General features: G+C 72.3%; 5 protein-coding genes and 1 riboswitch. Of the genes, 4 read left to right on the forward strand and 1 reads right to left on the reverse strand.

Going from position 1 to position 6303, the window contains the following annotated elements:
* Positions 1 to 15 precede the first annotated feature (15 nt).
* Positions 16 to 1119, forward strand: a complete 1104-nt coding sequence (locus tag ACIQOV_RS22240; protein ID WP_401050961.1) for a MazG family protein — start codon at positions 16 to 18, stop codon at positions 1117 to 1119.
* A gap of 4 nt (positions 1120 to 1123) precedes the next feature.
* Here ACIQOV_RS22240 and ACIQOV_RS22245 read toward each other — a convergent pair whose 3' ends face one another.
* Positions 1124 to 1546, reverse strand: coding sequence for an SDR family NAD(P)-dependent oxidoreductase (locus tag ACIQOV_RS22245; RefSeq protein ID WP_380539390.1), 423 nt, complete (start codon positions 1544 to 1546; stop codon positions 1124 to 1126).
* A gap of 299 nt (positions 1547 to 1845) precedes the next feature.
* Here ACIQOV_RS22245 and ACIQOV_RS22250 point away from each other — a divergent pair, with 299 nt between their 5' ends.
* From ACIQOV_RS22250 to eno, 3 genes are all read left to right on the forward strand, one after another.
* Positions 1846 to 3246 (forward strand): cytochrome P450, encoded by a 1401-nt coding sequence (locus ACIQOV_RS22250; RefSeq protein ID WP_401050963.1) that lies wholly within the window; start codon positions 1846 to 1848, stop codon positions 3244 to 3246.
* Between the two features lie 221 nt (positions 3247 to 3467).
* A riboswitch (cyclic di-AMP (ydaO/yuaA leader) is annotated at positions 3468 to 3636 on the forward strand.
* 5 nt (positions 3637 to 3641) lie between these two features.
* A complete protein-coding gene (locus ACIQOV_RS22255; RefSeq protein ID WP_401050965.1) occupies positions 3642 to 4547 on the forward strand; it encodes a transglycosylase family protein in 906 nt (301 codons plus the stop codon).
* A 343-nt stretch (positions 4548 to 4890) separates the two neighbouring features.
* Complete coding sequence (eno, locus tag ACIQOV_RS22260) at positions 4891 to 6177, forward strand: phosphopyruvate hydratase (RefSeq protein ID WP_359910003.1); 1287 nt, start codon at positions 4891 to 4893, stop codon at positions 6175 to 6177.
* Positions 6178 to 6303 lie beyond the last annotated feature (126 nt).

Below are 6303 nucleotides of genomic sequence, written 5' to 3' on the forward strand. Positions count from 1 at the left end.
GGGTAGGTTCGGGGGGTGACGACGAATGCTGTGCCGACGAAGACTCCGGGCGCGAAGCTGATCCTGCTGACCACCACCCACCGGGTGGCTCCCGGCCTGCTGGCGTGGCCGGCGTGGGAGGCGTTGCGGTCGGCGGGGCGGGTGCTGGTGGGGGACGAGCGGCATCCGCAGGTGGCGGCGGTGCGGCAGGCCGGGGTGGTGGTGGAGGTCGTGCCGGCCGGGTCGGCGCCCGCGTTGGCGCGGCTGCTGACCGGGCAGCCCGCCGGGGCCGGGCCGACGGTGTGGCTGGGCAGTCCGGACGGGGATCCGGGGCTGACCGACGCGCTGGCGAGACTGGCGGTGGAGCACGCCGGCGAGGTGCCGGAGATCGAGGTGCTGCCCGGCTCGTACGACCTGCCGGGGTCGCGGCTGCTGGACCTGGTGACGGTGATGGACCGGCTGCGCTCCCCGGGCGGCTGCCCCTGGGACGCCGAGCAGACGCACGAGAGCCTGGTGAAGTACCTGGTCGAGGAGGCGTACGAGCTGGTCGAGGCGATCGAGGAGGGGGACCGGGAGGCGCTGCGCGAGGAGTTGGGCGACGTCCTGCTGCAGGTGTTCTTCCACTCCCGGATCGCCGAGGAGCACCCGACCGAGCCGTTCACCGTCGACGACGTGGCCGGGGACATCGTCGAGAAGCTGATGTACCGGCACCCGCACGTGTTCGGGGACGTCGAGGCCGGCGGCGCCGCCGAGGTGGAGGCGAACTGGGAGCAGCTGAAGGCGGCCGAGAAGGCGGACCGCGAGTCGGTGCTGGACGGCGTGCCGGCCGGGCTGCCCGCGCTGGCGTACGCGGCGAAGCTGGTGTCCCGGGTGCGCCGGGCCGGCTTCACGGGGGTGCCGGACGAGTCGTACGAGCTGCCGGTCGAGCTGACCGCCGACTCGGCGGGCCGGCTGCTGCTCGCGGTGGCGCAGCGGGCGCACGACGCCGGGGTGGACGTGGACGCGGCGCTGCGGTCGGCCGCGCGCGGTTACCGGGACGCGGTGCGCGCGGCCGAAGGCCTCAAGCCGGACGGAGAGCCCGACGGAGAGCCCGACGGAGAGCCCGACGGGGACTCGGCCGGGGAGCCCGACGGGAAGTAGGCGCTCAGGCCGCCGTGGCGGTGTGCTCCGGGCACCGCTGCGGCGGGACGAGTTCGCCGATGGCCTCGCCGACGAGGACGACGAGTTCGGCGAGCCGCTCCAGGTCGAGGTGGTCGGGCAGCTCGGCCAGCGAGATGATCCGCTCGCCGTCCGGGCCGGCCACGGCGAACAGGTCGATCGGTCCGAGGTGCTTCTCGGCGGTGTCGACGAGGGCGGCGACGTCGCTGGGGCGGCGGATGTCGCCGCAGACGCCGACGACGGGGCAGCCCGGCCGGTCGAGTTCGGCGGCGAGGTCCTCGGCGATGCCGGCGTACTGGTCGGCGATGAGCATTCCGGAGGCGCCGGCCGCGGCGAACCGGCGGGCGAGTCCCGCGCCCGAACCGCCGTCGAGGACCGCGATGACGACGACTGACCCGCTGACCCGCATGGCCTGCTCCTCCCTGTGGGCGACACCGCACCGGCGCCCACGCGTACTGCGGAGGATCGTAGGCACGTCCTGACCCTCCGCAACAGGGATTACCCCGCAGGTGACCAGGCTCACGCCCGCACTGCGGCCAAGAGTCGGCCAAGAGCTGTCCATTGACCGTCCGCGGACAGTCAACGGGCCGTCCATGAGCCGTCCATGGGCCGTCCACGGAGCATCGGCAGGACGGCCGCGGACCGTCGGCGGGAGGAGCGGCGGCCCGCCGGAGCGGGCGTGCCCGTCGCACCGGATACGGTCGGTCCATGCCAGCTCAGCCCGACTCCGCCCGGCCCGCCGCCACGCCGTCCGACGCCACCGCCCCGCAGCTGTTCACCTGGGAGTTCGCCTCCGACCCGTACCCCGCCTACGCCTGGCTGCGCGAGCACGCCCCGGTGCACCGCACCACGCTGCCGAGCGGGGTGGAGGCCTGGCTGGTGACCCGGTACGCGGACGCCCGGCAGGCGCTCGCGGACAGCCGGCTGTCGAAGAACCCGGCGCACCACAGCGAGCAGGCGCACCGCACCGGCCGGGTGGGCATCCCGGGGGAGCGGCAGGCGGACCTGATGACCCACCTGCTGAACATCGACCCGCCGGACCACACCCGGCTGCGCAGGCTGGTGTCGAAGGCGTTCACCCCGCGCCGGGTGGCCGAGTTCGAGCCGCGGGTGCAGCAGCTCACCGACCGGCTGATCGACGGCTTCGCGCAGCGCGGTTCGGCGGACCTGATCCACGAGTTCGCCTTCCCGCTCCCCATCTACGCGATCTGCGACATGCTGGGCGTGCCGGCCGAGGACCAGGACGACTTCCGGGACTGGGCCGGGATGATGGTGCGCCACACGAAGCCGGGCCACGGCGGCGGCCGGCGCGGCGGCGTGGGGCGGGCGGTGAAGCGGATGCGGGCGTACCTGCTGGAGCTGATCCACCGCAAGCGCGCGGACCTCGGGGACGACCTGATCTCGGGCCTGATCCGGGCCAGTGACCACGGTGAGCACCTGACCGAGAACGAGGCCGCGGCGATGGCCTTCATCCTCCTGTTCGCGGGTTTCGAGACCACCGTGAACCTGATCGGCAACGGCACGTACGCCCTGCTGCGCAATCCGGAGCAGCGCCGGTTGCTGCAGGAGTCGGTGGCCCGCGGGGAGAGCGCGCTGCTGGAGACCGGGATCGAGGAACTCCTGCGCTACGACGGACCGGTGGAGATGGCGACCTGGCGGTTCGCGACCCGTCCGCTGGCCATCGGCGGGGTGGACATCCCGGTCGGAGACCCGGTGCTGGTGGTGCTCGCCGCGGCGGACCGCGACCCGGCCCGGTTCGCGGCCGAGAACACCCTGGACCTGGCCCGGACGGACAACCCCCACCTGGGCTTCGGGCACGGCATCCACTACTGCATCGGCGCTCCGCTCGCCCGCTTGGAGGGTCGTGCCGCGCTGACCACGCTGCTTTCCCGGCTGCCCGATCTCCGGCTCGCGGAAGACGCGGACGACCTGCGGTGGCGCGGTGGTCTGATCATGCGTGGGCTGCGCGAACTCCCGGTGGAATTCAGTCCGGAGAGCCGTTCCCCGCACGCCTCTCCGCAGGCCTCTCCGCGGACCCCTCCGCACGCTCCTTCGCAGGCCTCTCCGCAGGCCTCGCCGAACACTCCCGCCACGCCTCCGACGTGCTGAGATCGCACTGACGGGACGTCGCGAACCGCCTGCTGACGGGGGTGTGAACACCCATCAATCCGGACATAACACCGCCGTTGGTAGGCGATCGAACACGCGCCGTAATTATTGTGTGATATCGACGATATGAGCTTGTGATTGGTCTGATGATCTGTCTACTCTCCCTGGAGTTCGCAGCTGCGGACCTCGTACGCGGAACGCCGAGTCCTGCCCGCCGCGCCACGGGAAACCGACCAGAACCCTGGGCAGGGGCGGGGGAACCAGGTTTGTTGCCGTCTCCCCACGGCTTGGGGTGAAGCCGCCCGAGCGGAATCGTTTCCGCGTACGGCGGCCGGGCCACCTCCCGGTCCGAACCCGACAGCTCACCTCGCAGGCGTGCGGAGAGGGACCTCTTCATGCTGTTCGTTGGAACTGGCCGTCACCGTCGTCGCACCCAGGCCGAGAAGGCCATCGCCGTCGCCGGTGTGGCCGGCGTCGGACTCGCGATGCCGCTCCTCACCGCCACCGGCGCCTCCGCCGCCCCCGCCTCCACCTGGGACGCCGTCGCCCAGTGCGAGGCCGGTGGCAACTGGAGCATCAACACCGGCAACGGCTTCTACGGCGGCCTCCAGTTCACCTCCAGCACCTGGAAGGCGTACGGCGGCACCGCCTACGCGCCGCAGGCCAACCAGGCCAGCAAGACCCAGCAGATCTCGGTCGCCGAGAAGGTGCTGGCCTCGCAGGGCCCGGGCGCCTGGCCGGTCTGCTCCCAGAAGGCCGGTCTGACCAAGGGTGGCGCCCCGGCTGCGGTCGACACCTCCTCGGACGCCAAGCCGCAGTCCGCCCCCAAGCAGCAGACCCCGAAGCCCGCCGCCAAGCCGGCCGAGAAGCCGGTCGCGCAGCAGCCCGCCGCCCAGAAGCAGACCCCGAAGCCCGCCGCGCAGCCGGTCCAGCAGGCCGCCCCGCAGCAGCAGGCGCAGCCGCAGACCCCGGGCTTCTCCGGCAAGGCCGGCTGGGACGCCGACGCCAAGGTGTACTGGTACCAGAGCAACGGCGCCTGGTACTGGACCAGCCACCAGAGCGTCTACCAGCAGTACGCCGGCCAGGCCGCCGCCCAGCCGCAGTACGCCCCGCAGGCCGCGCAGTCGGCCCCGCAGACCACCGGCCACGACTACACCGTCCGCGCCGGTGACACCCTGTCGACCATCGCCGCCGCCCAGGGCGTGTCCGGCGGCTGGCACGCGCTGTACGAGCAGAACCACGGCACGGTCGGCGGCGACCCGAACCTGATCATGCCCGGCCAGGTGCTGCACCTCGGCTGAGCCGGCCCGCTCGACGCCGGCCCGCTCGACGCCGGCCCGCTCGACGCCGGCTCGCTCGACGCCGGCCCGCCCGCCGCGCCCGGCGCCGACGCCGCCTCACCCCGCCGTCCGAAGGGGACCGGTCCTACCGGTCCCCTTCGTCCGCATTCGCCCGCTCCGGTGGGACAAGCTGGGACAAGCAGGTGAACTACCGGTGGGTAGTGGGGCCACACGCTGAGACGGGACCGAGGCGGACGTGGCCCCGGGAGCCCGGGCGGTTAGGCTCTGGTCGTAACGACTCCGCAATCGTCCTGCTGACAGCACCACCGTCAGACCGGACCCTGCTTCCGCAAGGAGATGCCTCGTGCCGTCCATCGATGTCGTCGTAGCCCGTGAGATCCTCGACTCCCGCGGCAACCCCACGGTCGAGGTCGAGGTCGGCCTCGACGACGGCAGCACGGGTCGTGCCGCTGTCCCGTCGGGTGCTTCCACCGGTGCCTTCGAGGCGCTGGAGCTGCGTGACGGTGACAAGAACCGCTACTTCGGCAAGGGCGTCGAGAAGGCCGTCCTGGCCGTCATCGAGCAGATCGGCCCGGAGCTGGTCGGCTACGACGCCACCGAGCAGCGCCTGATCGACCAGGCCATGCTGGACCTGGACGCCACCCCGGACAAGTCCTCGCTCGGCGCCAACGCCATCCTGGGCGTCTCGCTGGCCGTCGCGCACGCCGCCTCCGAGGCCAGCGACCTGCCGCTGTTCCGCTACCTGGGCGGCCCGAACGCGCACGTCCTGCCGGTCCCGATGATGAACATCCTCAACGGTGGGTCGCACGCGGACTCCAACGTCGACATCCAGGAGTTCATGATCGCCCCGATCGGCGCGGAGTCCTTCTCCGAGGCCGTCCGCTGGGGCGTCGAGGTCTACCACACGCTCAAGGGCGTGCTGAAGGAGCGCGGCCTGTCCACGGGTCTGGGTGACGAGGGCGGCTTCGCCCCGAACCTGGACTCCAACCGCGAGGCCCTGGACCTCATCGTCGAGGCCATCGAGAAGGCCGGCTACGTGCCCGGCCGTGACGTCGCGCTGGCCCTGGACGTCGCCTCCTCCGAGTTCTACGAGGACGGCGCCTACCAGTTCGAGGGCAAGGACCTCACCGCCGCCGAGCTCATCGAGTACTACGCCGAGCTGGTCGCCGCCTACCCGCTGGTCTCCATCGAGGACCCGCTGGACGAGTCCGACTGGGACGGCTGGAAGGCCATGACCGACAAGCTGGGCGACAAGGTCCAGCTGGTCGGCGACGACCTGTTCGTCACCAACCCGGCCCGCCTGGCCCGCGGCATCGAGACCGGCACCGCCAACGCGCTGCTGGTGAAGGTGAACCAGATCGGCTCGCTGACCGAGACCCTGGACGCCGTCGAGCTGGCCCAGCGCAACGGCTACCGCTGCATGATGTCGCACCGCTCCGGCGAGACCGAGGACGTCACCATCGCCGACCTGGCCGTCGCCACCAACTGCGGCCAGATCAAGACCGGTGCCCCGGCCCGCTCCGAGCGCGTCGCCAAGTACAACCAGCTGCTGCGCATCGAGGAGATCCTCGACGACGCCGCCGAGTACGCCGGCCGCGGCGCCTTCCCGCGCTTCCGCTCCGCGGAGTAGCAGGAACGGCCGCTCCGTGGAGCGACCGGGCCCGGCCGCTGCGCGGAGCGATCCGCACGGCGGGCACGAGGGCCGGGCGCTCCCGGTAGCGCACGCCTGACCGGTGCCCCGCCGTTCACCCCGTAG

The organism is Kitasatospora sp. NPDC091257 (assembly GCF_044757675.1).
Classification (GTDB): domain Bacteria; phylum Actinomycetota; class Actinomycetes; order Streptomycetales; family Streptomycetaceae; genus Kitasatospora; species Kitasatospora lactacystinica.

Bases quoted from the DNA above. Each gene is read 5' to 3' on its own strand.
- ACIQOV_RS22245 (WP_380539390.1), bottom strand. From the start codon at position 1,546: ATGCGGGTCAGCGGGTCAGTCGTCGTCATCGCGGTCCTCGACGGCGGT.
- ACIQOV_RS22250 (WP_401050963.1), top strand. From the start codon at position 1,846: ATGCCAGCTCAGCCCGACTCCGCCCGGCCCGCCGCCACGCCGTCCGAC.
- ACIQOV_RS22255 (WP_401050965.1), top strand. From the start codon at position 3,642: ATGCTGTTCGTTGGAACTGGCCGTCACCGTCGTCGCACCCAGGCCGAG.